At 67.6% G+C, this 21311-nt stretch carries 19 protein-coding genes; 11 read left to right on the top strand and 8 right to left on the bottom strand.

Annotated elements, in window-relative coordinates; all coding sequences use genetic code 11:
• Window positions 1–35: 35 nt before the first annotated feature.
• Genes ACQ3HE_RS14640 through ACQ3HE_RS14630 form a run of 3 tightly spaced genes read right to left on the bottom strand, consistent with a single transcriptional unit; the run spans window position 36 to window position 2610 of the window.
• On the bottom strand, window positions 36–1172 hold the full coding sequence (locus ACQ3HE_RS14640; RefSeq protein WP_159879421.1) for a glycosyltransferase family 4 protein: 1137 nt from the start codon (window positions 1170–1172) through the stop codon (window positions 36–38).
• Window positions 1169–2020: a dTDP-4-dehydrorhamnose reductase gene (gene rfbD / locus ACQ3HE_RS14635; RefSeq protein ID WP_124769689.1), complete on the bottom strand. Its 852-nt coding sequence runs from the start codon at window positions 2018–2020 to the stop codon at window positions 1169–1171. The genes ACQ3HE_RS14640 and rfbD overlap by 4 nt, the downstream gene beginning before the upstream one ends.
• Window positions 2017–2610 (bottom strand): GtrA family protein, encoded by a 594-nt coding sequence (locus ACQ3HE_RS14630; protein WP_124769688.1) that lies wholly within the window; start codon window positions 2608–2610, stop codon window positions 2017–2019. Before ACQ3HE_RS14630 ends, rfbD begins: the two co-directional genes overlap by 4 nt.
• A 100-nt stretch (window positions 2611–2710) precedes the next feature.
• Between ACQ3HE_RS14630 and ACQ3HE_RS14625 the strand changes: the two genes are divergently transcribed.
• The 6 genes from ACQ3HE_RS14625 (at window position 2711) to ACQ3HE_RS14600 (ending at window position 9806) form a co-directional block, all read left to right on the top strand.
• Window positions 2711–3316: a dTDP-4-dehydrorhamnose 3,5-epimerase family protein gene (locus tag ACQ3HE_RS14625; protein ID WP_124769687.1), complete on the top strand. Its 606-nt coding sequence runs from the start codon at window positions 2711–2713 to the stop codon at window positions 3314–3316.
• Window positions 3317–3318: 2 nt separating this feature from the next.
• Window positions 3319–4188 carry a glucose-1-phosphate thymidylyltransferase RfbA gene (gene rfbA, locus ACQ3HE_RS14620; RefSeq protein ID WP_430893246.1) on the top strand — a complete coding sequence of 290 codons (870 nt, stop codon included), beginning with the start codon at window positions 3319–3321 and terminating at the stop codon, window positions 4186–4188.
• Window positions 4189–4190: 2 nt separating this feature from the next.
• On the top strand, window positions 4191–5477 hold the full coding sequence (locus ACQ3HE_RS14615; RefSeq protein ID WP_411558631.1) for a rhamnosyltransferase WsaF family glycosyltransferase: 1287 nt from the start codon (window positions 4191–4193) through the stop codon (window positions 5475–5477).
• Window positions 5470–6399 (top strand): NAD-dependent epimerase/dehydratase family protein, encoded by a 930-nt coding sequence (locus ACQ3HE_RS14610; RefSeq protein ID WP_159879417.1) that lies wholly within the window; start codon window positions 5470–5472, stop codon window positions 6397–6399. The genes ACQ3HE_RS14615 and ACQ3HE_RS14610 overlap by 8 nt, the downstream gene beginning before the upstream one ends.
• Before the next feature lie 108 nt (window positions 6400–6507).
• The gene (locus ACQ3HE_RS14605; RefSeq protein ID WP_430893245.1) at window positions 6508–8475 is read left to right on the top strand and encodes a cell wall-binding repeat-containing protein; all 1968 of its coding nucleotides are present in this window, start codon (window positions 6508–6510) and stop codon (window positions 8473–8475) included.
• A 152-nt stretch (window positions 8476–8627) separates the two neighbouring features.
• A complete protein-coding gene (locus tag ACQ3HE_RS14600) occupies window positions 8628–9806 on the top strand; it encodes a cell wall-binding repeat-containing protein (protein ID WP_430893244.1) in 1179 nt (392 codons plus the stop codon).
• Window positions 9807–9872: 66 nt separating this feature from the next.
• Here ACQ3HE_RS14600 and ACQ3HE_RS14595 read toward each other — a convergent pair whose 3' ends face one another.
• The gene (locus ACQ3HE_RS14595) at window positions 9873–10967 is read right to left on the bottom strand and encodes a glycosyltransferase family 2 protein (protein WP_236555506.1); all 1095 of its coding nucleotides are present in this window, start codon (window positions 10965–10967) and stop codon (window positions 9873–9875) included.
• Between the two features lie 44 nt (window positions 10968–11011).
• On the bottom strand, window positions 11012–11872 hold the full coding sequence (locus ACQ3HE_RS14590) for a glycosyltransferase family 2 protein (protein ID WP_159879411.1): 861 nt from the start codon (window positions 11870–11872) through the stop codon (window positions 11012–11014).
• A gap of 146 nt (window positions 11873–12018) precedes the next feature.
• Here ACQ3HE_RS14590 and ACQ3HE_RS14585 point away from each other — a divergent pair, with 146 nt between their 5' ends.
• The 5 genes from ACQ3HE_RS14585 (at window position 12019) to ACQ3HE_RS14565 (ending at window position 17373) form a co-directional block, all read left to right on the top strand.
• Entirely contained in the window at window positions 12019–12930 is a 912-nt protein-coding gene (locus ACQ3HE_RS14585; protein WP_159879409.1) for an ABC transporter permease, read from the top strand.
• A 2-nt stretch (window positions 12931–12932) separates the two neighbouring features.
• The gene (locus ACQ3HE_RS14580; protein WP_159879407.1) at window positions 12933–14132 is read left to right on the top strand and encodes an ABC transporter ATP-binding protein; all 1200 of its coding nucleotides are present in this window, start codon (window positions 12933–12935) and stop codon (window positions 14130–14132) included.
• 99 nt (window positions 14133–14231) lie between these two features.
• Entirely contained in the window at window positions 14232–14477 is a 246-nt protein-coding gene (locus tag ACQ3HE_RS14575; RefSeq protein WP_079707297.1) for a hypothetical protein, read from the top strand.
• A 1-nt stretch (window position 14478) separates the two neighbouring features.
• On the top strand, window positions 14479–15309 hold the full coding sequence (locus ACQ3HE_RS14570; RefSeq protein ID WP_430893243.1) for a rhamnan synthesis F family protein: 831 nt from the start codon (window positions 14479–14481) through the stop codon (window positions 15307–15309).
• 3 nt (window positions 15310–15312) lie between these two features.
• Entirely contained in the window at window positions 15313–17373 is a 2061-nt protein-coding gene (locus ACQ3HE_RS14565; protein WP_430893242.1) for a glycoside hydrolase family 99-like domain-containing protein, read from the top strand.
• A 69-nt stretch (window positions 17374–17442) separates the two neighbouring features.
• Here the strand turns inward: ACQ3HE_RS14565 and ACQ3HE_RS14560 are convergent, their stop codons facing one another.
• The 3 genes from ACQ3HE_RS14560 to ACQ3HE_RS14550 form a co-directional block, all read right to left on the bottom strand.
• Window positions 17443–19806: a hypothetical protein gene (locus ACQ3HE_RS14560; RefSeq protein WP_430893241.1), complete on the bottom strand. Its 2364-nt coding sequence runs from the start codon at window positions 19804–19806 to the stop codon at window positions 17443–17445.
• Entirely contained in the window at window positions 19803–20261 is a 459-nt protein-coding gene (locus tag ACQ3HE_RS14555) for a hypothetical protein (RefSeq protein ID WP_430893240.1), read from the bottom strand. Before ACQ3HE_RS14555 ends, ACQ3HE_RS14560 begins: the two co-directional genes overlap by 4 nt.
• Window positions 20262–20371: 110 nt before the next feature.
• Window positions 20372–21292 carry a class I SAM-dependent methyltransferase gene (locus tag ACQ3HE_RS14550; protein ID WP_430893239.1) on the bottom strand — a complete coding sequence of 307 codons (921 nt, stop codon included), beginning with the start codon at window positions 21290–21292 and terminating at the stop codon, window positions 20372–20374.
• Between the last annotated feature and the right edge of the window lie 19 nt (window positions 21293–21311).

Genomic DNA, 21311 nt, shown 5'->3' with positions numbered 1-21311 from the left:
CTCTGAGAGGTCGTCCGTCCGGCTCGGCGTCGGTGTCAGATCTCCGCGTGCAGCTGCCAGACGCGTTCGGCGGAGTCGCGCCAACTGAAGGCCTGCTCGCGGTCCATGCCGAGGATGCGCAGGCGGGCGAGGCGTTCGCTGTCGCCGATGACGTCGTTGATGGTGGCGATGAGTCGATCGGCGTACCCCTTGGCACCGGACTCGACCACGACGCCGGCGCCGCCGCCGACCTCGACGAGCGCCGGGACGTCGGAGTGGATGACGGGCGTGCCGAAGCGGAACGCCTCGACGAGTGGGAGCCCGAACCCCTCGGCGAGACTCGGGTAGATGAAGGCGGTCGCGCGGTCGAGGACGACGGCGAGGTCGGCGTCGTCGAGGAACCCGAGCGCACGCACGCGACCCTCCGGCAGCCCGGCCTCGTCGGCGACCTGCGCGAGGGTGACGTCGCCCCAGCTGTCCGTGCCGACGATGAGCAGGGGGAGGTCGGGTGCACCGGGTCGTCCGAGGCCGGTGATGAGTTCCGTGATGCCGCGACGGGGGTCGAGTGAGCCGACCGACACGAGGTACTCGGCGGGGAGGTCGAGCGTCCGTGCTCGACCGTCGGCGTCGGTCGGGATGGTGAGCGTGGTCGCGGCGGCCCCGCCGATGACGCGGACGCGGTCGCCGAGATCGACGATGTCGCGCAGTTCGTCGGCGACGGCGTGCGTCGGGACCACGATGGCGTCCGCGTGCTTCCGCGCCCGCTTGACCATCGCCTTCTGCCACGCCACCGACATCGGTGTCAGTGACGACGGGTGCGACCAGGCGAGCGTGTCGTGGATGGTGACGACGATCTGGTTGCCGTCGTTGATGCGGTCGTGGCGGTTGAGCGGGGCGAGCAGGCCCGGGGCGTGCACCATGCCGTTCGCGGTGCCGGGCGCGACGATGCCGAGCTGCCAGGCGGCACTGAGCTCGCGGCGCGGGAGCGTCGTGCGATGCAGCGTCGCCAGTCCGGGGAGCTTGGACTCGAGGAGGTCGATCTTCTCCTTCGATACCGCCGAGACGATGCCCTCGACGTCGCATCCCGCTGGGGCGCTCGCGATGAGCTCACGGGTGAGTTCCTCGGAGTAACGACCGACCCCGCCGGCGACCGGCGCGACGATCTGGTCGACGACGACGCGCAGGGTGGTCACGGTGCCGTGACGACGCCGTGCTGCGTCGCTGCCTCGAAGGCCTCCCGCCAGTCACGCATCGGGGCGAGACCGGCGGTGGCCCAGGCGTCGTGGCCGAGCACCGAGTAGGCGGGGCGCGGCGCGGGGCGGACGAACGCCGAGCTGTCGGTGGGGGAGACCCGGGCCGGGTCCGCGCCGACCGCCGCGAAGACCGCCTGGGCGAACTCGTACCAGGAGGCCTGTCCGGCGTTGGTGCCGTGGTAGACCCCGGCAGGAGCGTCGGCGTCGAGCAGTGCGACGATTTGCGCGGCGAGGTCGGCGGTCCACGTGGGCTGACCCAACTGGTCGGTCACGACGGCCGGGTCGACGCCGTTCGCCGCGAGCTTCGCCATGGTGGCGGCGAAGTTCGGTCCGTTCTTGCCGTACAGCCATGCCGTCCGCACGATGTAGCCGCCGTTCGGGTGCTCGGCGAGGACGGCGCGCTCCCCGTCGGCCTTCGTCCGGCCGTACGCGCTGATCGGGGCGAGCTCGTGGTCCTCCTGGTACGGCGAGGTCGCGGAGCCGTCGAAGACGTAGTCGGTCGACACCTGGACGAGCTTCGCGCCGGCCTCCCGAGCGGCGATCGCGAGGTTGCGGGCCCCGATGGCGTTCACGGCCGCGGCGTCTGCTTCGTGCGACTCGGCGTCGTCCACCTTCGTGTAGGCGGCGGCGTTGATGACGGCCGAGTGCCCTGCGACGGCGGAACGGACGGCCTCGAGGTCGGTCACGTCGAGCTCGGCGCGACCGAGGGCGGTGACCTCGCGACCCGTCAGGGCCTCCTGCAGGTCGTGGCCGAGCATGCCGGAAGCGCCGGTGATCAGGTACGTCAAGATAGGGGTCCTCTCGGGAGTGGCCCGTTCATCGTACCCGGCTCGGGCAGGGCGGAACCTGTCGGTGCCTGAGTCGCCGGTGGCTCCTCGAACAGCGTTCGCTGGGCCTCCTCAACGCGAGCGAGGTTGGCCAGGCCGTCCGCCCGATGGTGTCCGTAGACCCAGAAGCGGTAGAGGAAGAAACGGAAAAGGGTCCCGAGGCCGAGCCCGATGACGTTCGAGGCCAGGTTGTCGGCGAGCAGCGAGGTGAAGCCGAGGACGTAGTGGCTGACGTAGAGACACCCGACGGCGATGGCCATGCCACCCAGGGAGACGATCACGTACTCGCCGAGTTCCAGGACGAAGTTCTTCCGGCGATGCTCGCGGAAGGTCCAGTACCGGTTGCCGATCCAGTTGAAGACGATGGCGACCGAGACACTGATGACCTTGGCGCCGAGGGGGGACTGCGCGAGGTGGTCGTGTCCGAAGACGCCGACGCGCAGCAGGTTGAACACGAGCACATCGAGGCCGAAGCCGATCAGCCCGACGACGCCGAACTTCACCGCGTACGCGGAGACACCGTTCCAGAGGCGGCGGAGCAGAGGGATCATGGCGGGCCGTTCTGTGCGCGGACACTCGATTATGCCTGAGACAACCGGTGACGGAACCGCGGAATACTGTCGCCGAGCGCCGACTTGGTAGACTCCCCGGGTGCAGATCCGCGAACTGAACGTCCCCGACAGCTATGAGATCACGCCGAAGCAGTTCGGCGACGACCGAGGCGTGTTCCTCGAGTGGTACCGCTTCGACAAGCTCGAAGAGGCCTCCGGTCGGTCGATCAAGCTGGCCCAGTCCAACACCTCGGTGTCGAAGCGCGGCTCGGTGCGCGGCATCCACTTCGCCGACATCCCGATCGGGCAGGCGAAGTACGTCACGGCCACCCGCGGTGCCGTCCTCGACTACGTCATCGACATCCGCGTGGGCTCACCGACCTTCGGCCAGTGGGACTCGGTGCTGCTCGACGACACCGACCGCAAGGCGATCTTCATCTCCGAGGGCCTCGGCCACTGCTTCGTCGCCCTGACCGACGACGCCACCGTCAGCTACCTCGTGACCGACGTGTACCGCCCCGACCGCGAGCACGGCATCAACCCGCTCGACGAGCGGATCGGTCTCGTCATCCCACCGGAGGCCGGCACGCCTCTGCTCTCACCGAAGGACACCGAGGCCCCCGGTCTCGACGAGGCGGCCGCCGCCGGTCTCCTGCCGACCTGGGACGACGCCCGGGCGTTCTACGCGACCTTGAAGGGGAACTGACGATGCGCGGCATCATTCTCGCCGGTGGATCCGGCACGCGTCTCTGGCCGATCACCAAGGGCATCTCCAAGCAGCTCATGCCCATCTACGACAAGCCGATGATCTACTACCCCCTGTCGACGCTCATGATGGCGGGGATCAAGGAGATCCTCATCATCACCACCCCGGAGTACAACGAGCAGTTCCGGGCGCTCCTCGGCAACGGCGACGATCTCGGCATCCGCCTCGAGTACGCCGTCCAGCCGTCTCCGGACGGCCTTGCGCAGGCGTTCATCATCGGTGAGGACTTCATCGGAGACGAGAGCGTCGCCCTGGTCCTCGGCGACAACATCTTCCACGGCACCGGCCTCGGTTCAGCTCTCCGCAGTCACAACGACATCGACGGCGCGCTCATCTTCGCCTACCAGGTCGCCGATCCGAAGGCCTACGGCGTCGTCGAGTTCGACGACGACTTCAAAGCGCTTTCCATCGAGGAGAAGCCCGCGCAGCCGAAGAGCAACTATGCGGTGCCCGGACTGTACTTCTACGACAACTCGATCGTCGAGATCGCCAAGACGATCGAGCCCTCCGCCCGAGGCGAGCTCGAGATCTCGACGGTCAACGAGCGCTATCTGGAGCGCGGCACCCTGCAGGTCCAGGTGCTCGACCGTGGCACCGCCTGGCTCGACACCGGCACCTTCGAGTCGATGATGCAGGCGTCCGAGTACGTGCGTGTGATCGAAGACCGCCAGGGCTTCAAGGTCGGCTGCATCGAGGAGATCGCGTGGCGTGCCGGTTGGATCGACGATGAGCAGCTCGCAGCCCTCGCCGCTCCGCTGGTGAAGAGCGGTTACGGTCGCTACCTGCAGACGCTGCTGGCCCAGCAGGCCTGACCGTGTCGCCTCTCAGCTCGCGGCTGACGGCGGTGCGCACCCGCGCCGCCCGTGTCAGGACCCGTGCCGCCCGCCTCCTCCGGTTCTTCAAGGACCTCGGTCCGAAGGCCTTCCTCGGTCGGGTGTTCAGCAAGCTCTCGACCCAACTGAGCCTGCAGAACGCCGGCGGGGAGATGCTCGTCAACCTCGAGCACGCCGCAGCCGTCGACTGGACGGTGCCCGGCGAACGCTTCGCGAACCCGGTGACCGTCGCCGACGGCCCGGTCCGCATGGCCTGGATCATGTCGCCGCCGGGAGCCGAGAGCGGCGGCCACCAGAACCTGTTCCGGTTCATCGACTTCGCTGAACGGGCAGGTCACCACTGCACGATCTACCTCTACGACAATCTGCACCTGACGCCGAGTCTCGACGCGACGAAGCAGATGCTCGCCGCTTCGAAGTCGTACCCGGATCTCAAGGCCGACATCCGGATGTACGACGCCTCCGTCGGCGTGGATGCGGACACCCAGGCGTTGTTCGCCACCGGCTGGGAGACCGCCTACGCCTCCTACCTCGATCGCTCGACGGCGAAGCGCTTCTACTTCGTGCAGGACTTCGAGCCGTACTTCTATGCGATCGGCTCGGAGTACATCCTCGCGGAGAACACCTACCGCTTCGGATTCCACGGCATCACGGCTGGCGGGTGGCTGGCCCACAAGCTCAGCACCGAGTACGGCATGGCATGTGACTCCTTCGACTTCTCGGTCGACACCTCGCTCTACCGGATCACGAATGAGCGTCCACGGAACGAGATCTTCTTCTACGCACGCCCGGTCACCTCGCGGCGCGCGTTCGAGCTCGGCGTCCTCGCGCTGAAGGACTTCTCGGAGCTGAAGCCGGATGTCACCATCAACCTGGCCGGTTGGGACGTCTCCGGATGGGACTTGCCGTTCGCGTACAAGAACCACTCCAGCATGCAGCTGGCCGAGCTCAACGAGCTCTACAACCGCTGTGCTGCGGGGCTCGTGTTGTCGCTGACCAACATGTCGCTGCTCCCGCTCGAGTTGATCTCGAGCGGCGTCGCCCCGGTCGTGAACGACGGTCCGAACAACCGCATGGTGTCGGACAACCCGTTCATCGAATACGTGCCTCCGGTGCCCATGGCGCTCGCTCGTACGCTCGCCGGCGTCTTCGACCGGCCGGATGCGACCGCTCGTGGTCTGGCCATGTCCGCCTCGGTCGCCGGTGCAAGCTGGAGCGACTCGGGTGACGCGTTCGTGTCGGCAGTCGAACGGGTCATGCGTGGCTAAGGCACTGGTCATCGGTGCGAACGGGTTCATCGGTTCGCACCTCGTCGACGCGCTCGACGGTGCCGGCCACGAGGTGACCGCGTTCGACCGGTTCAGCTCGGGCACGACGACCTTCAGCTCCGAGCGGGCCCGAGTGCTGACCGGGGAGTTCCTCAGTCGGAGCGACCTCGAGGAAGCCGTCCGAGGTCAGGAACTCGTGTTCCATTTCCTGTCGACGACCACGCCGGCGACGGCGGAGAGCGATCCGACGCTGGACGTCCGCACCAACATCGCCCAGACGATCGAGCTCCTCGAGTCGAGTGTCGCCGCGGGTGTCGGCCGATTCGTGTTCGCATCGACCGGCGGGGCGATCTACGGGCAGCAGGGTCAGGACGTCTACTCGGAGACGGACCAGGCGCTCCCGATCTCGCCCTACGGCATCGGCAAGCTCGCGATCGAGCACTACCTCGACTACTTCCGGGCGAAGCACGGTCTGGCCTCGACGGCCCTGCGGGTGTCGAACCCCTACGGCACTCGCCAGCGTCCGAACCGCAAGCAGGGGCTCATCCCGATCGCGCTGAGACAGATCGCTCTCGGCCGGCCGATCCAACAGTTCGGCGACGGGTCGATGGTCCGCGATTACGTCTACGTCGAGGATCTCGTACGGATGATCCTGCCGGTGGTTGCGACCACGCCGGAGCACTCCACCTACAACCTCGGCAGCGGCATCGGGTTCTCCGTGTCCGAGGTGTTCGCCTCCTTGCGTCGCGTCACCGGCGTCGACTTCGCGATCGAACGCCTGCCGCAACCGAAGACGTTCGTCGATCGGGTCGTCCTGGACGTCTCCCGGTACGAGGGCGAGTTCGGTCGGCCGCAGTCGCCGACCTCACTCGACGACGGCGTCAGCGCGCTCTGGGCCGAACTGGGACGGGACGCCGGCTGACAGGGTCCGGCTCGAAGGGTCTCGTCGGGGACCGCAGCGTGGCGTCTCTCCGGTGCTGGTCCGCTCGATACCCTCAGAGGACGACATCCCCGAGCGAAAGGCCCCGAGATGCCAGAGACGACCGGGGCCCGACACGTCGGTCCGAGACCACGACGCAGAACCTCGGTCGCGATCGGCGCGGTCGTCGCCATCGCGGTGGGCTCGACTGCCCTCGGTGCCGTCCCCGCGGCCGTGGCCGAGGCTCCGCAACCGGCTCCGACGGGCGCCTACGTCTCTGCACCGTCCGTCGCACCGGATGGCGCATTCACCGTGGACTTCATCGGCGAGACCGCCGAGTGCGGTGACGGCGGTGACGCGTTCTCCCAGAGCTGGGCGTTCGTCGACGCCGCAGCATCGACACCGCTGCCGTCGCCCTCGGAGGCGAATTCAGCGCTCGGCGTGACCTCCCGGGACGGTCAGATGTCGGCGTCGATCCCCGATGGTACGGCCGGGTCCCTGCAGCTCACGTGCACACCCTCGGGAGGTGGCGCAGCACAGACCATCTCCCTACCGCTGACGGTCCGTTCGGGCCCGACGGCGACCAGGTGGAGTTGGAGCATCACGGGCCCCGTCGGGGCGGGAGCCGTGGTGACCGCCAGCGCGTTCGGCTTCACGCCTGGTGAGCAGGTGACGGCCTCGATCACGAACGTCACGCGGGGACTCGCGTCGGGCGGCGACCTGTCCGGTGCGGTCGCTGCACCTGTCGGGGCGACGGTCGACGGATCGGGTGCGGTGACGGTCGACATCGTCGTTCCGAGCGGCTGGGTTCCCGGGGACGACCTGGACCTCTCGATCGCGGGCGCCACCAGCCGGTTCCGCCTCGCGTCCGGTCCGGGCACCCCGATGCCACTCAGCTCGACGGAGGCGCTCTCGACGAGCGGGGCGGTCTTCTCGGGAGGCGACCTCGTCGTCCAGGCAGGAGGGTTCGCACCGGCGGAGACGGTCACCTTCTCCCTGCACCCGTCGACGGGTTCCGCTGAGCAGGTCGGAGCGCTGGTCGCCGATGCGGGCGGCGGGGTCGCGGGGACGCTTCGACTGCCGGCCGACGCTCCCGCCGGCGTGCAACGACTCTGGGGGGTGAGCGGGTCCGACGACGGACGACTGGTCTCCGCCGCGCTGACCGTGGCCGCTTCGCCGGAGGTCGTCCGGATCTCGGGGGAGGACCGCTACCAGACCGCGGTCGCGACGGCGCAGGCGTTCGCTCCGTTCGACACGGGTACCGGAACCGTCTACCTGACGTCGGGGAACACCTTCCCGGACGCGCTGGGAGCCGGAGCCCTCGCCGCCTCGATCGGTGCGCCGGTCCTCCTGACGGCACCGGAGGTCCTGCCGGACGCGGTGCGGGCGGAGCTGCTCAGATTGCGTCCTGGGACGGTGAAGGTGGTCGGCGGGACGTCGGCCGTGTCCGACGCGGTCCTCAGCCAGGTCACGGGGCTCGCATTCGCACACGGTACGACCCGCATCGGTGGGTCGGACCGGTTCGAGACGAACCGACTGCTCATCGCGGACGCGCTGCGTAGCGCCTCGACGGTCTACCTCGCGATCGGGTCCAACTTCCCGGACGCACTCGCCGCCGGCCCGGCCGCAGCCAGTCTGGGAGGTGCCGTGGTCCTCGTCGACGGTGGTGCGTCGACCGTGGACGCTGCGACGCTCCGGATGATCGCCGGGCTCGGGGTCCGCGACGTCAGACTCGTGGGCGGGCGTGCGGCGATGAGCGCCGGTATCCAGTCGCAGTTGGAACACCTCTACCCGGGCAAGGTGACGCGGTATGCGGGAGCCGACCGCTACGACACGGCCGCGCAGATCGTGGCCGCCGCGTGGCCGGGCGCCGTCGATCAGGTGCTGTTGGCCTCGGGGGCGAACTTCCCCGACGCACTCGCAGCCGGCGCGTTGGGTGTACCGATGCTCACGAGCGGGTCCACCTGTGTGTCGTCTTCCGTACTCGACCGCCTTGCGGCGTTGCAGCCCAAGACGGTGTCGGTGGTCGGCGGGACCACGGCACTCACGCCGGCGGTGGCGGCACTGAAGCGCTGCTGACCCCGATCATCGGAGCCGTGCCTCGAGGGTGCAGTACTGAGGTGATCACCTCTGCTAGAGTTCAGCTCGCCTGCCGAACCCGAGCGGTCGGCGGCAAGGACAGCGCTGTGCACAGAACGTTCGCTCCACGCGGTCGATTGGCGATGCTCGCCGTGGCGGCGACCATCGCTCTCGCAAGCGCCGGCCTGATGGCTGGCACAGCCGCTCCAGCTCAGGCGGCGACGGTCAGACTGGCGGGCGACGATCGATTCTCGACGGCGGTCGCCATCTCGCAGGCAGCGTTCCCCGACGGCGGGGCCACCGTTGCGTACTTGGCGACCGGCTTCAACTTTCCGGACGCCCTCAGCGCGGCGCCCGCAGCGATGGTAGAAGGTGGTCCACTCCTCCTCACGATGCGCGATCGGCTTCCCGAGACCGTTCGAGCGGAACTCTCGCGCCTCGGCGTCACGAAGGTCGTCGTCGTCGGCGGTGTGAACGCCGTCGACGCTTCGGTGGTCGACGAACTCGGTGTTCTCGGTATCACCGTCGAGAGAGTCTCGGGTACAGATCGGTTCGCGACGTCGCGAGCGCTGATTCAGCGAGCGTTCTCGGTGACCGGAGCAACGCAGGTCTTCCTCGCGACAGGATCCAACTTTCCCGACGCCCTCTCCGCGGGGGCCGCAAGCGGACCCCGCGGGATCCCGGTGTTGCTGGTCGACGGAAGCTCATCGGGCCCTAGCTTGGATGATCTGGGACTGTTCCAGGCGTTGGGAACGACGAGTGCGACGCTCATCGGCGGTTCGGCCGCTATCGGGGAAGGCTACGCGGGCGGACTGCGGAAGTCCGTCTCATCCGTTGGCCGCATCGCCGGCCAGGATCGCTACGAGACGTCGGTCCTCATCAACAGTCAGTTTCCATCGGGAAGTTCGTCTGCCCTGATTGCAACGGGAACCGCGTATGCGGACGCACTGGCGGGTGCCGTCCTCGCGGGCCGCACCGGCTCGTCGCTGTACGTCGTGACGCCGACTTGCCTTCCGCCTGTCGTCGCCAACGGTTTGGCTTCGGCAGGAGTTACGGAACTGACCTTGCTCGGTGGTGCCGCGGCGCTTTCTCCCGCTGTGGCAGATCGCTTCGTCTGCCTTCCGCCACCTGCGCCGGCTCCTGCTCCGAACCCGCCTCCGGCGCCGGCGCCACCGCTCGGTTCAGCAGGGAACCCGCATCGGGACGGTGTCACTCCGGGGGCGTTCTGTAAAGCTTCGCTCGACGGGCAGTACGGCCGAACGGCGACCGGGCTCCTGATGGTCTGCTCGCGATCCGCGACAGATTCCAGACTTCGCTGGCGTCAGGCCTGACTCAGCATCGGCGGGACCACGGCACTCACGCCGGTGGTGGCGGCACTGAAGCGCTGGTGAGACCGGTCAGCGACGGCGGACGAGTCGTGCGAGTCGATCCGTGGCGCGCACGACCCGCCTCGAGCGCAGGGCTGCCGCCTCACCTTCCACAACGGCGAGGCGGGCTGCGAGGTCGGCCTCGCGCTCCGCTGCGGCTTCGAGTCGATCCTCGAAGCCGGAGGCGATGCGCTTCGCCCGCTGCACACGGTCGTACCGGAGCGCCTCGCTGAAGGCGAGCTGTGCTTTCCGGGTCGCCTTGTCGAAGTCCGCATCCGGCACGGGCGCCGTGAGCGCATCGGCGAGCACGTCATCGCGCACCAGGGTGCCGTCGACCGCTCCCTGCTCGAGCTCCTCGGGCGTGGGGTGGCGCATGAAGTAGTACGGCAGCAGCGCACCCGCCTTCAATCTCGCATAGTCGCGCATCCCGTGGTGGTTCGGGCTGGGTGTCAACTCGGGGTTGCTCTCGTAGGCGCGCCCGGAGATCTCGACCTTGTTCTTGTACTGCTTCCACGAACGCCACGGCAGGTGGAGGACCTCGATGGCGAGTTCCGGTGGCGGGGAACCCTGCGACGCCAGGCTCACGAAGTGGTTGCCCTGGATCACGTCGATGTCGGGGGACCCGATGTGCACGGCGTCCGGGGTCGGGTGGGCACGCACCCCGGCGAGCTCGAGCTGGTCCTGGGTTCGGGCGTCGCGGTAGACGAGCCGATCGAAGCCGGTGCCGTCCTTGGCCGGTGCGCCGGTCAGGTTGACGACCGGGACGAGGAAACTGAGGTAGGTCTTGGGGATCTGCTCGAACACCTCGTGGAGGGTCTTGGTGCGATCGACGGGCAGGAAGAACTCGTCGGCATCGGCGTTGATGACCCAGTCCGCTCCATAACGGGTGTAGGCGTCGCGCGCCATCTGCGTGACCACGGGTGCCTGCTGCTTGCGGTGCACCGGGTCATGACGGAGGTCGATCCGCCCCTCGGCCGCGTAGCGCTCGAGGATCTCGGTGGTGCCGTCGACCGACCCGTTGTCGGTGACGATGAAGGTGTCGACCCCTTGGGCCTCGTGGTGGTCGAGCATGGCCGCGATGATGTCCGCTTCGTCGCGGACCATGATCGTCATGGCGAGTTTCATCGAGTGTGTTCCTGTCGGGTCGGCATCGGGACAACCGCTCCAGCTTACGCGTCGGTCGGTCCGGTGTGGTCGTGGTGCAGGTAGGCGTAGAACTCGTCTTTGATGTACGCGAGCGTATGGTTCTGATTGGTCTCGTCGAGGACGAACGTGACGGGGAGGTCCGCCTTCTCCAGACGCCACCCGAGGCGGGCGGCCAGGAACGACATCCAGATGTCCTCGAGGAACCGGTACCGCTCGGGCAGGTCGGTGAAGAACGCGTCATCCGTGACGATCTCGGAATCGCAGACGCAGCCGCCGGTGCCGACGTAATCGGCCCGCTCGCGGTCGGCGAGATCCGTCCGGTTCCAGTAGGAGCCGTGGTTCGCATAGGCCCAGACCCCCGCGATCACCCGCTCGCCCGCTCGTTCGAGGAGCGATCGGATGAAGTCCGGTTCGACGTCCTGATCGTCGTCCAACATCACGAACGGTCCGCGATAGCCGGCGAGTCTGAGCTTGCGAGCCGCCCAGAAGCGTCCGATGCCGCCGATGTTCTCCGGGCTGGCGCGGAACTCGATGCTGCGGAGCGCACCGCCCACGCCGACCTCCGCGATGACCCGGCGATAGTGTGCCTCGTCGTCCGGCTGGTTGTTCCAGAGCACCAACCGGAGGTGGCGGTCGACTCGTTGGTCGCGCAGCAGACGGATCACGTCGGCGAGCCGCTCCCGCCGGTTCCACAGGCACACGACGACCGCGAGGTCCTCCTCGTGCACCTCACCCGCCAGGAGCTCGATGGTGAACCGTCCGTCGAGCATCCGCCGCATCCGCTGGTCGGCCCGGCGCTGCTGGTAGGCGAGCACGGCTCCACGGTAGTCACGCGCCGCGCGGCCGAGGGCGCGCCGCGGGAGGCTCCGGTATCCGTCGGGCACACCGACCTCGCTTTCCTGGAGATTGCCTGGCGGGAGTCCGCTTCGAACCCCAGCACGCAGTCTCTCATGTTCACTCCTGTATCCTCGGAGGCGTCTCTGCTCGAAATCAGCGGAGAGCTGTTTCGAACTGCTAGGAGATCCACTGCATGGCTATTGCTGCGCCGAGCCCGGACGATCGGGCGGAACGACTGGCGGGACTGCCCTGGGAGGACGCCGGTTCACCCGGGTCGTCGCTGGGGGGTTCCACCTCGCAGCTGAAGGACATCTGGCGGCACCGCGAGCTCCTCGGTCTGCTGACGAACCGCGAGGTGAAGGCGCGGTACAAGGACAGCGCACTCGGCTTCTTCTGGAGCCTCATCAAGCCGCTCATGCAGCTGCTCATCTACGCGGTCGTCGTCGGGCAGTTCCTCGGAGCAGCCCGCAACATCGAGAACTTCGCGATCTACCTGTTCGCGGGTCTGACCGCCTACGGGCTCTTCAGCGAGATCGTCGGCGGCTCGACCTCCTCGATCATCGCCAACTCGGGCCTCGTCAAGAAGGTCTACCTACCGCGTGAGATCTTCCCCCTCTCCGCTGTGGGCTCGGCGATCTTCAACTTCTGCATCCAGTTCGTGATCCTGTTGGTAGCCGCCGCGTTGTTCGGGACACTGCAGTTCTCAGGCAACCTGCTGTTCGGCCTCGGCGGCTTCTTCGTGCTGCTGGTCTATGCGACGGCGATCGGACTCCTGCTGTCCGCCCTGAACGTCTACCTCCGCGACGTGCAGTACCTGGTCGAGGTGCTCCTCATGCTCTTCATGTGGGGTTCGCCGATCCTGTACCACTGGACGTTCGCGGTGCAGCACATGCCGGGTTGGCTGGCCGACATCTACCTCAACAACCCGATCACGCTCGGGGTCATCGGATTCCAGGAAGCGTTCTGGGCGAGCACAAGCAACGGCGAGACCCTGCCCGACCTCGGGCTCCGCCTGGCCATCGCCGCCGTGGTCGGCATCGTCCTCCTCTTCGGAGCCCAGCGCGTGTTCGCGAAGCTCCAGGGCAACTTCGCGCAGGAGCTGTGAACATGAGCACCTCAGTCCCCATCGTCCGTCTCGACGACGTCTCGAAGCGGTTCGTCATCCGCAAGGAGAAGAGTCTCAAGGAGCGGCTGGTCAACGCCGGCCGGTCGGCGAAGCACAAAGAGGACTTCTGGGCTCTCCGGAACATCTCGCTGGAGGTCGACTCAGGCTCGACCATCGGGCTCATCGGGCCGAACGGCTCCGGCAAGAGCACCCTGCTCAAGGCGATCGGCGGCATCATCGAGCCGACCAGCGGTTCGGTGAAGCGTCGCGGTCGGCTCGCCGCGCTCCTCGAGCTCGGTGCCGGGTTCCACCAGGACCTCACCGGTCGCGAGAACGTGTACCTCAACGCCTCGATCCTCGGGCTGTCCCGCAAACAGACCGACTACTACTTCGAGGACATCGTCGAGTTCTCGGGGATCCGTGACTTCATCGACACGCAGGTGAAGTTCTACTCGAGCGGCATGTACATGCGGCTCGCCTTCGCCGTGGCGATCCACGTCGACCCCGACCTGCTCCTCGTCGACGAAGTGCTCGCCGTCGGCGACGAGGCGTTCCAGCGGAAGTGCCTCGACAAGATCCGGTCCTTCCAGGCCGAGGGCCGCACGATCGTCATCGTCACCCACTCCCTGGGCCAGGTCACCGAACTGTGCGATCGCGCCGTCCTGCTGAACCGCGGCGAGGTGCTGTTCGACGGCGAACCGCACGTCGCGACGACGGAGTTCCGCGACGTGCTCGAGGAGCGACGTCAGGAGGAGATCGCCGAGCACCCCGAGGAGCAGGAGGGCGCCGGACGCATCATCTCGGTGAACGCCCACGCCGTCGGCAAGGCGGTCGGTGAGCCCGTCGCGCCCGGAGACGACCTCATCGTGTCCGCGACCTTCTCCCACAGTGAAGGGCTTGACGACTGGATCGCCGCGGTGCAGATCGACAGTGCGCTCGGCCAGGTCGTCTATGGCACCACGAGCAAGCGCATCGGGCTGTCGCTCCCGCGGCTCCGGAGCTCCTGCACGGTCGACTTCGTGCTCGAGAAGGTGACCTTCGGCGAAGGCAAGTACTTCGTCAACGTGTCGCTGATGACCCACGACGGGGTCCACCTCGCAGACCGGCCCCAGATCGCGTCGTTCGATGCCCCGCACTTCCAGCTTGCCGTCGGGACCGTGCACGCCGTGCCGACCGCCAGCGTGGTGGATTCCGTCGCGTGACCTCTGGGTCTCGCCTACACGCAAGCCCAGCGAACTCCAAGTCGGCGCCTCGGTAGGATGGAGCGTTGACTCGTGGGGAACGGACGAAGGTGGGACGACGTGACTGAAGAGGCCGGAACCGGAGAGCTCCGACAGGCGAGGCTCGAGATCGCCCGCCTGCGAGCGGAAGCGGCCCGCCTGGCACGTCAAGCCGACGACGCAAAGCGGCTGCTCCGGGCTGAGCGTGCGAAGTCTGCGAAGTACGCGGAGCAGGTGCGCGAACTGCGCCGATCCTCCTCCTGGCGCCTGACGAAGCCGGTGCGAGCCGTGAAGCGGCGCGTGTCATCGCTCCGCAGGGGCCGCTGAGGTGGGCGGTACCGTTCTGCGTGAGGTCCTCCCTCGGGTGGTGGTCGAGCGCCCTCGAGCGCTCCCGACGCACCCCGAGCGGGTGGCGTTCGTCGCCAGTTGGGGCGCGGATCCGCACGTCTCACGGTCGCTCTCCACTCTCGTCTCGGAACTCGCCCGTTGCGGCTACTTCGTCGTCGTCGTCCGTGCGTCGGACTCGGTCGAACCACTGGTCTGGCCGACGCCTCCCGAGGCGCTGGTGGTGCGCAAGCCCAACATCGGGTACGACTTCGGTTCATGGGCGACCGGGATGGCGTTGTACCCGCAGCTGCTCCGGGCCCCGTTCGTGCTGCTTGCGAACGATTCACTCGTCGGCCCGTTCGGGTCGCTGCAGCCGATGCTCGAGGACTTCGAGACTCGCGACACGGACGTCTGGGGCGCGACGAACACGCTCCAGTTCTCGCCGCATCTCCAGAGCTACCTCCTGGGCTTCCGGAACGGGATGCTCCGGGACCGCCCGGTCCGCACCTTCTGGCGCACGCTCGTCGACCACGACGACAAGCAGCAGATCATCGACCAGTACGAGATCGGGCTGAGCGAGCTGCTCCATGTCGAGGCCTACGTCACGAGCGCCTGGATCGATCACGCCCAGGTCGTCGAACCGGGGGAGAACCCGGTCATCCGTGGCTGGCGCCGACTCGTCCAGCTCGGGTTCCCGTTCGTGAAGCGGGAGATCATCACCAACCCGAGCGTGGTCGCCGACGGCGTCCGCGCTCGCGAGACCGTACGAGCCGCCTTCGGGGAAGACCCGATGGACTGGTTGCCGACCACACCGGACACGAAGCCGAGGTAAGACATGAGAAGAATCACCCCCGGCGGCGCGAAGCGGTTCGCCGGCCGCAAAGGGATCTCCGCGGGCGTCAAGCTCGCCGAGCTCGACCCGGCCATCGTCCAGCACCACGTGCCGACGGCCTATCCGGCCGGGTTCGAGAACTGGCTGCGACGACGCAACGACCGTCTGACTTCGCTCTTCCCGAGCGAGTGGCGCATGCGCGAGCCGTCGACGGTGCCCGCCGCGCGCGTCGCTGTGGTCGTGCACGTCTTCTACGCCGAGCTCGTGCCGGAGATCCTCCACGAGCTCCAGCACCTGCCCGTCGAGTTCGACCTCATCGTCACCAACGCCACCGGCGTCCCGCTCGAGCTCGACACCTCGTCCCTCGACCGCGTCGGGCGGGTCGAGGTGTACGAGGTGAACAACCAGGGACGCGACATCCTGCCGCTCGTGTCGCTGGTCAACGCCGACATCCTGGAGCCGTACGAGCTGGTCCTCAAGATCCACACGAAGCGCAGTGCCTGGCGTGCCGAGCACACGGAGCTCAGCGGCACGGGCGATGAGTGGCGCCGTTCGTTGTACGCCGGCCTGCTCGGCTCGCCGGAGCACGTCGAGTCCATCCTCTCGGCATTCGCCGGGGACCCGTCCCTCGGTCTCCTGACCGCCGACGGCAACCTCGTCGGTCCCGAGTTCTGGGGCGGCGACCAGCAGATCGTCGAGGCGCTCCTCAAGCGTCTCCAGCTCGAACTCGAACCGGAGACCCTCCACTTCGCGTCCGGTTCGGTCTACTGGGTCCGCGGCTTCATCCTGCAGGGTCTCCGCGCGCTGCAGTTGAGCGAGTGGGACTTCGAGGCGGAGGCCGGGCAGGTCGACGCGACCACGGCGCACGGCGTCGAGCGCCTCATCGGCATCGTCACGGAGGAGGCCGGATACGACCTGCGCGAGGTCGGTTCGCTCACCGCCTCCTCGACCGATGTCGAGTCCGACGGTTGGAAGCGGTTCCGACGGGATGCCGAAGTGGAACCGCGGGCCAGGGCGGTCCCCTTCTACCTCCCGCAGTTCCACGCCTTCCCCGAGAACGACCAGTGGTGGGGCACCGGCTTCACCGAATGGTCGAACGTCGCCGGAGCACAGGCCATCTACGAGGGGCAGAACCAGCCGCTGCTCCCCAGCGACTTCGGCTTCTACGACCTCCGGGCGCCCGGTACCCGGCGGAAGCAGTACGACCTCGCCCAGTCCATGGGGATCGAGGGCTTCATGTACTACTACTACTGGTTCGCGGGCAAGAAGCTCATGAACCTGCCGGTGGAACAGCTGGTCGCGGACTCCGATGACGAACCGTTCTGCATCATGTGGGCGAACGAGAACTTCACGCGGCGATGGGACGGACGTTCGACGAACGTCCTGATCGGTCAGGACTACGAGCGGGTCCCCGCGACGCAGTTCATCCACGACGTCATCGACCTGCTCACCGACGACCGCTACATCCGAGTCGACGGTCGCCCGGTGCTCGGTGTCTACCGGATCACCCAGATCCCCGAGTACCGTTCGGTCGTCGCCTACTGGCGTCAGGTCGCTCGTGAGGCCGGGTTGGACGACCTCCTGCTCCTCAGCGTGGACGTGAGCGGCGCGTTCGACGGGGTCGAAGGCGACCTCTCCGAGCACGGCATGGACGCGTACATGGAGTTCGCTCCCCACAACAAACTGTGGAGCCCATGGGACCGCGCGGACACGGAGTTCGACGACCGGTTCCAGGGGAACACGTTCCGCTACGACGCCATGGTGGAGAACGCCGAGCTCACCTTGTTGGAGGGTGTGTCCGATGACCGCTACCCGGGCGTGATGGTCAACTACGACAACACGGCCCGACGCCAGTGGCAGCCGGATCTCTGGTGGGGCTCGAACCCGTACACGTTCCGACGCTGGTTCGATGCGGCCGTGTCGGCCGTCGCGGACCGCGACCACGAGCACCGTCTGGTCTTCGTCAACGCCTGGAACGAATGGGCGGAGAGCGCCGTCCTCGAACCGACGCTCCGCTTCGGCAAGTCCTACCTGATGGCGATCCGCGACGTCCTGTACCGCTGAGCGCGATTCGCGCGAACGTCGAAGGGGCTGCACCGAACGGTGCAGCCCCTTCGACGTTCACGGCTCCGGTCAGGGAACCGTGGTCGCCTTGCACCCCAACTTCACGCTGGTCGATGCTTCGTAGATGCACACGTTCCGCGCCCCGGACGCCGCCGGAACCGTCAGGTCGAACCCATGGTCGGTGCCGGCACCCGGGTAGAGGCCGTCGAACCAGGACAGGGTGCTGTTGGCGCGGTAGGCGGCACCGACCCCGTCGACGTCCACCCAGACGAACGACGTCGTCGTCGCCGGGTCCACGCCGGGCTGGTACGCCCAACCGGTCACCCGGACCGTGCCCGCCGCGGGGGTGATCGTGTCGAACGATCCGGTCGCGGTGGTCGGGGTCGGCGTCGGTGCGACCGGCGTCGGCGTGGGGGTGGGCGTGGGGGTGGGCGTCGGCGTCGGCGCGGGTGCCGGAGCCTTCCCGGCGCCGACGGTCACCGTCTTGCAGCTGAACAGCACCGAGGTCGCGGATCCGTAGGCACAGATCCGGTAGGTCCCCGGCCCCTTCGGCAGGGTGACGTCGAACCCGTGGTTCTTGCCGGCTCCGGGGAACAATCCCTCGAACCAACTGAGGCTCGTGTTCGCCTTGACCGCGGTTCCGACGCCGTTGATGTCGAACCAGACGTAGGACGGGTCCTTCGTCGCGGAGTTGTAGGCCCAGCCGGTCAGCTTGATGCCGCCGTCGACGGCGGTCGCGGTGTCGAAGGAACCGTATTCTGCCGGAGCGGGGACGTTGACGGTCTTGCAGCCGAGCAACTTCGAGGTCGCCGAACCATAGACGCACACTCGATTGTTGCCCGCCGTCGTCGGGATCGTGAGGTCGAACCCGTGGTTCTTCCCCGCCCCCGGGAACATGCCCTCGAACCAGCTCAGTGCGGTGTTCGCGCGGTAGGCGGAACCCTTGCCGTTGACGTCGACCCAGACGAACGTCGAAGCCGTGGTACTCCGGTCGAACGCCCAACCGGTGAGCCGGAGCTGATTCGCCGAGGCCGTCGCGGTATCGAACGACCCCACCTCCTCGGACTTCAGCGTCACGGTCTTGCAACCCAACCGACCCGAGATCGCGTCGACGCACACGTTGTACGTCCCGAGTGGTCTGTCGAGCTTGATGGAATACCCGTGATTGGCACCGATGCCGGGGAAGTATCCGTTGATCCAGGGCAGGGAGACGTTGGCGGCGACCGCCGGTTCAGCCTTGCCGTTCACGGAGACGGTCACGTTGGTCGGGTTCTTCGTCGTGTAGTCGACCGCCCAACCGCTGAGGATCATGCCGCCCGGGACCTGCGTCGCGGTGTCGAACGATCCGGCACCCTTCGGGACGGTGACCTGCTTGCAGCCGAGGAGCGTGTTCATGGTCGAGTTGTAGACGCACACCTCGTACGTCCCCGGCGGCTTCGCGATGGTCCCGTCGAAGCCGTGATTCGGGCCGTAGCCCGGGTAGAGGGAGTTGAACCACGCACGGGACGTGTTCGCCAGGAACGGTCCTCCCTGGCCGTTCACGTTGACCCACACGTATGCGGGCGCCGTGCTGTTCGGGTTCATCGCCCAGCCGGACACGGAGATGCCCTGGTATCCACCGGACACGCCGTCGTACGAGCCGTACGAGGAGCCCGTCGTCGGACCGAACCAGTCCGTGTAGATCCGCCAGAAGTTCCGATTGCCGTAGGCACCGCAGCCGTCGCCGGTGCCGTAGAGGTTGGCGAGCGCGGAAGCGTTCGGCTGATACGGGGTGTAGTTGTAGAGTCCGGCCGTCGCAGCGTTCTGGATGTAGACGGTGCTCGAGCCGCAGGCGGCGTTCGGGTTGAACCGTACGGCGTTGTTGCGACCGGGGACGTGGTTCCAGCGGGTCGGGTTCGCCTGGTAGTTCTTGAACTGCAGCGCGGCTGCGTACACCTGGTTGAAGAAGCCGTAGTAGTTGGTGTCGCAGTCGGCCGTGTCCGGGCAGCCGTAGCCCATGGCGCTCCGGTACTGCCGCGCGGAGGGCCAATCGTCCGTGATGAGGCTCTGCTCCTTCTCGAGCATGACGATCAGGACCTTCTGGCTGATGCCGCAGGCGACGCCGACGCGGGTGATGATCTCCGCCGCGCTCTGATTGCCTCCCGAGTACGCCGCACATCTGCCGGAGACCGCCGCGCGGTTCGGGGTGTTCTCGCGGAAGTCCTTGAGGCAGGTGTAGCCGGACCGACAGGTGGACACCCGAGAGCTCAGCACCGACTGCACCGCTGCCGCCGACATGGAGATGTCGTTGTAGAAGAGCTGGTCGCTGATGATGTTGCCGGGGTCGAAGTTCCGTGCCTCGGCGGCTTCGGACGTCTCCGGCGTCGAACCGACGACGAGGCCGGCCACGAGGAGCGAGAAGATGGCGAAGAATGCCGCCAAACGATGTTTCACGGGATCTCCAGAGTGGTCGGGGCGGAGGTCGTCGTGACCGCCGCTGAAGCGTAGTCGAGGGTGACGGACCAGGTGCCCGTGAGCAGGGCGCCGGTGTCCAGCTGGACGACCCCGCACGAGGTCTGCCCGGCGTCAGCCGCCCCGACGGACTCGATGCGCTGTTCGTCGCCGGGCCCCGTCAGGACGTAGGTGCACGAACCGTCGTTCTCGATGACGCCGGCGACGTAGCCGGAGATCGAGATGGTCGCACCGTCGGGATCGATGGTGGCGAACACGATCACGGCCTCCGGCTCGATCGGCGCCGGCTCCGGGCTCTTGCCCTGTACCTCGCTGGTCGAGCCGGTCGGTGAGGGGCTGGAGTCGGGAGCCGCGTCACCGCCGAAGCAGCCGGTCAGCCCGAACATGGCCACGAGACCGACCACTGCGAGCAGTCCTCCACGACGTGCGACCAGCATCGGCTTCCTCTCATCCACCCCCGGATGGGTGACCGGCGGTTCTCGGCTCAGTATACGGCCGGACTGGAGAGTCGCTGAGAACGGCCCCGAACCGCTGCGTTCCGTGCAACTCAGCGCGCGATGCGGCGCTGCAGCCCGTTCACGGCGCGGCGGGCGAATCGCTCGGCCCGCGCGATCGGGCCGGCCTCCTCGCGCCTGAGGACGACCATCGCCTGTTCGAACAGCTCTCCGGTCGGGATCCAGGACTCGACGACGAACCCATTGGCGCCCCACGTGCGCTCGACGAACTCCCGGGGTGCGGCCGCCCAACCGTAGAACGACTGTTCGCGCGGTCCGTCGTCGCCGCCGCCTCCGAAGATGAATTCGCCGTTGCGGAACTGCTCGAGCGCGAGCTGCGCGTCGGGGACCACAGCCGCGAGGTTCGTCGCGAACGTGTCGGCCTCTCCTGCGGCCACCGCAGCCTGTGCACCGGCGACCTGGGCGAGGAAGTTCTCCTCGAGCACCGTGATGAAGACCTTGCTCCCCGGCCGGGTCATCCGCGCGAATTCGGCGGACCACCGGCGGTGGGCCTCCTCGGAGAGGTGGGAGAACACGCTGAACGCCGTCACGGCGTCGAAACTGCCGCTGTGGAAGACGGTGGGCGGCATCGGGCGGTTCGTGACCGCGTTGACGCCGGGCAGGGTGTGGTGCAGGAGCGCCGTCATCTGTGTGTCGACGTCGCTCGACCAGATCTGGTCCGCCCGGAGGCGACTCATCAGGAGGCGGGTGATCCGGCCCCAGCCGGAACCGAAGTCGAGGACGAGGTGTTCGCCCTGGTCGCCTGTCGGCCACCGGTCGAAGGCTGCTCCGATGAAGCGCTCCGCCTCTCGGTAGGCGTCGAGGTAGCTCGCGCCGACGAACTTCTGCTGGATACGCCGCGGTGGATTGGACGGTGCCTGGACCCTGGGGTCGACGATCCCGGGGACGTCATCGAGGGTCTCGGCGTCTGCGAGTCGTTCCACGTAGGAACGCTCGGTCTCGGCTTCAGTCAATCGGGGCCTCCTGGTGGGA

Source organism: Plantibacter auratus (genome assembly GCF_050587365.1).
Lineage (GTDB): Bacteria > Actinomycetota > Actinomycetes > Actinomycetales > Microbacteriaceae > Plantibacter > Plantibacter auratus.
The sequence above is the reverse complement of the archived record's forward strand: the minus strand, read 5'-3'. Positions and strand labels throughout refer to the sequence as shown.

Excerpts from the sequence above, each read along its gene's own strand:
- ACQ3HE_RS14555 (WP_430893240.1), bottom strand. The coding sequence starts at position 20,261 with ATGCTGGTCGCACGTCGTGGAGGACTGCTCGCAGTGGTCGGTCTCGTG.
- ACQ3HE_RS14580 (WP_159879407.1), top strand. The coding sequence starts at position 12,933 with ATGAGCACCTCAGTCCCCATCGTCCGTCTCGACGACGTCTCGAAGCGG.
- ACQ3HE_RS14595 (WP_236555506.1), bottom strand. The coding sequence starts at position 10,967 with ATGAAACTCGCCATGACGATCATGGTCCGCGACGAAGCGGACATCATC.
- ACQ3HE_RS14585 (WP_159879409.1), top strand. The coding sequence starts at position 12,019 with ATGGCTATTGCTGCGCCGAGCCCGGACGATCGGGCGGAACGACTGGCG.
- ACQ3HE_RS14630 (WP_124769688.1), bottom strand. The coding sequence starts at position 2,610 with ATGATCCCTCTGCTCCGCCGCCTCTGGAACGGTGTCTCCGCGTACGCG.
- ACQ3HE_RS14605 (WP_430893245.1), top strand. The coding sequence starts at position 6,508 with ATGCCAGAGACGACCGGGGCCCGACACGTCGGTCCGAGACCACGACGC.
- ACQ3HE_RS14565 (WP_430893242.1), top strand. The coding sequence starts at position 15,313 with ATGAGAAGAATCACCCCCGGCGGCGCGAAGCGGTTCGCCGGCCGCAAA.
- rfbA (WP_430893246.1), top strand. The coding sequence starts at position 3,319 with ATGCGCGGCATCATTCTCGCCGGTGGATCCGGCACGCGTCTCTGGCCG.